Annotated in this window: 3 protein-coding genes and 1 riboswitch; of the genes, 1 reads left to right on the top strand and 2 read right to left on the bottom strand. The window is 63.5% G+C overall.

The genetic code is table 11. The annotated features are described in order from the left end of the window. Nucleotides 1–108: 108 nt before the first annotated feature. Nucleotides 109–1,032 (bottom strand): cation diffusion facilitator family transporter, encoded by a 924-nt coding sequence (locus MXAZACID_RS11030; RefSeq protein ID WP_008494428.1) that lies wholly within the window; start codon nt 1,030–1,032, stop codon nt 109–111. A gap of 73 nt (nt 1,033–1,105) precedes the next feature. After that, a riboswitch (TPP riboswitch) is annotated at nt 1,106–1,201 on the top strand. Here MXAZACID_RS11030 and MXAZACID_RS11025 point away from each other — a divergent pair. Next, a complete protein-coding gene (locus MXAZACID_RS11025) occupies nt 1,193–2,149 on the top strand; it encodes an ABC transporter substrate-binding protein (protein ID WP_008494427.1) in 957 nt (318 codons plus the stop codon). Its footprint overlaps the riboswitch before it by 9 nt. A gap of 58 nt (nt 2,150–2,207) precedes the next feature. On the opposite strand, the gene MXAZACID_RS11020 is transcribed toward MXAZACID_RS11025, so the two are convergent. Further along, nucleotides 2,208–2,458 (bottom strand): OmpA family protein (locus MXAZACID_RS11020; protein ID WP_008494426.1); only part of this gene is annotated, 251 nt, incomplete at its 5' end.

Raw genomic sequence — 2,458 nt, 5'->3', positions numbered from 1 at the left:
AAAAAGGCCGCAAAAACGTTTGGGGTGTTGGCAACGCAGGTGCATACGCCCAGGCCTCCCCGCCCCTTTTTTGAAAAAAAGGGGCGGCCCCAAAAAAACTTTTGGCACCTATCCTTTGGTTTCCACCTGATCGTCCAGCCGGTGATCCTCGATCCCCGCCGGCTCCAGATGCACGCTCACCTCCACCCGGCCCGGCAGCGCCCGGCGCACCGCGCGCTCCACCGCATCGCCGATGGCATGGCCCTCATTGACGCTGAGCCGCCCCTCCACCTCCAGATGGAATTCCACGAACGCCCGGTCCCCGGCATGGCGGGTGCGTAGATCATGGATATCCTCCACCCCCCGGCAGCCCAGCGCGGTGCGGCGGATCATCATCCGGTCGGTCTCGGTCAATTCGCGGTCGAGCAACTGGCTCAGCGCCTCATTCGCCACGAAGCGCGCATTCCACATCATGTAAAGCGCGATCAGCAGCGCGAAGGCCGGGTCGGCGCGGGTCCAGCCGGTGAAATGGGTCAGCGCCAAAGCCGCCAGCACGGCGGCATTCACCGCGACATCCGTGAGGTAATGCGCACGGTCGGCGGCGATGGCGGTGGAGCCGGTACGGCCCACCACCCAGCTCTGCATCACCACCAGAACGATGGCGGCGAGCAGGCTCAGCGCAATGATCATGATGCCGAAATCCAGCGCTTCCAGTCTTTCCGGAAACACCAGCCGTTCGATGGATTGGAAGGCCAGCACCATCGCCGCGCCGGCCAGCAGCATCGCCTGGGTGAAGGCGGCGATGGCCTCACCCTTGCCATGGCCGTAGCGATGATCCGCGTCCGCCGGGCGCTGGGCGTAGCGCACCCCATAAAATGTGGCGAGGCTGGCGCCGACATCCACCAGCGCATCCACCGCCGAGGTGAGCAGGGACATCGAGCCGGTGGCGATCCAGGCGGCGAATTTCACCACCACCAGCACCACGGCAAAAGCCAGGCTGGCGCCGCTGGCGGCCTTGCGCAGCGTCGCGTCGGTCGGATCTGTCGTGCTCATGAGAGCGGTTTAGCGCGAAGCCCCCCGCCAACCCAAGACGCAAGATTGACGACGCGGCCCTAAACGCGGGAGAAGCATCACGCCGGGGTGTCCGCATCGTGCGGGCTGAGATCATACCCGTAGAACCTGCCTGGGTCATGCCAGCGAAGGGAGAGCGCCAATGAGCCTCAATAGACGTCTATTCCTCTCAACCGCCAGCGCTGCGCTTGCCGCGCCGGCTCTGGCCCGCGCCGCGACCGCGACGCCGTTCACGCTGATTCTCGACTGGTTCGTGAATCCCGACCATGCCCCGCTCTTCGCCGCGAAATATTGCGGCGCCTATGCCAAGGCCGGGCTGGATGTGAAGCTGGTGGCGCCGACCGACCCGGATCTGCCGCCGCGCCTGGTTGCCGCCGGCAAGGCCGATGCGGCGCTGACCTACCAGACCGAGCTGTACCTGCTGGTCGACCAGGGGCTGCCGGTGCGCCGGACCGGCACGCTGATCGACAAGCCGCTGAACACGCTGACGGCGCTGAAGGCCAGCGGCATCACCAAGCTGCAGGATCTGAAAGGCCGCAAGGTCGGCTATTCGGTGGCGGGGGTGGAGCCGGTGATCATCGGCGCGATGCTCAAGCATGTCGGCATGAGCCTGGCCGATATTCAGCTGGTGAATGTCAATTTCGAGCTGGTTTCGGCATTGCAGAGCAAATCGGTCGACGCGGTGATCGGCACCTACAGGAATTACGAGGATATTCAGCTGGCGCAGGCCGGGCTGGACCCGGTGATCTTCCTGCCGGAGGATTACGGGGTGCCGGCCTCGGATGAGCTGCTGCTGCTCTCCAATGAAAGCGGGCTGAAGAACACGGCGCTGAAGGCGTTTTTGAGCGCGCTGAAGGAAGGCGTGGCGGCGTTGCAGGCAGACCCGGAGGGGATGCTGAAGCAATTCCTGAAGGATAATCCGAGCCTGAACGACAAGCTCGACATCGCTTCCTGGCACGCGATGCCGCCCTACTTCGCGAAGGACCCGGCGAAGCTGAACGACGCCCGCTATCTAACCTACCGAGACTTCCTGTTGGCCAACGGCGTGATCAAGAAAAAGCTGCCCTTAGGCAACTACGCCGTCCAAATCGAAGCCTAAAGTTTTCAGACGTTTTTGGGGGTGTGGGGGATTTTTACAAAAATCCCCCACGTCTTTCTTAGTGGAAAATGATTTCCACCCGGCGGTTCTGCGGCTCACGCACACCCGGGCCGGTCGGCACCAGCAGATGCGTCTCGCCATAGCCATGCATCTCGATCTCGTTGGCCGGCACGCCATCGGCGACGAGCTGGGCGGCAACCGCCTTCGCACGTTTCACGGACAGGCCCATATTGTAGGTCGCGGTCCCCGAGGTATCGGTGTAGCCGTTAACCTCCAGCGTGGTGACGTTCTGCGTCTTGGAGTCGGAGG

It is taken from the genome of Acidocella sp. MX-AZ02, assembly GCF_000306035.1.
In the GTDB taxonomy this organism is placed as follows: Bacteria; Pseudomonadota; Alphaproteobacteria; order Acetobacterales; family Acetobacteraceae; genus Acidocella; species Acidocella facilis.
Note: the sequence above shows the minus strand (reverse complement) of the source record. Positions and strands in the feature narration are given on the sequence as shown.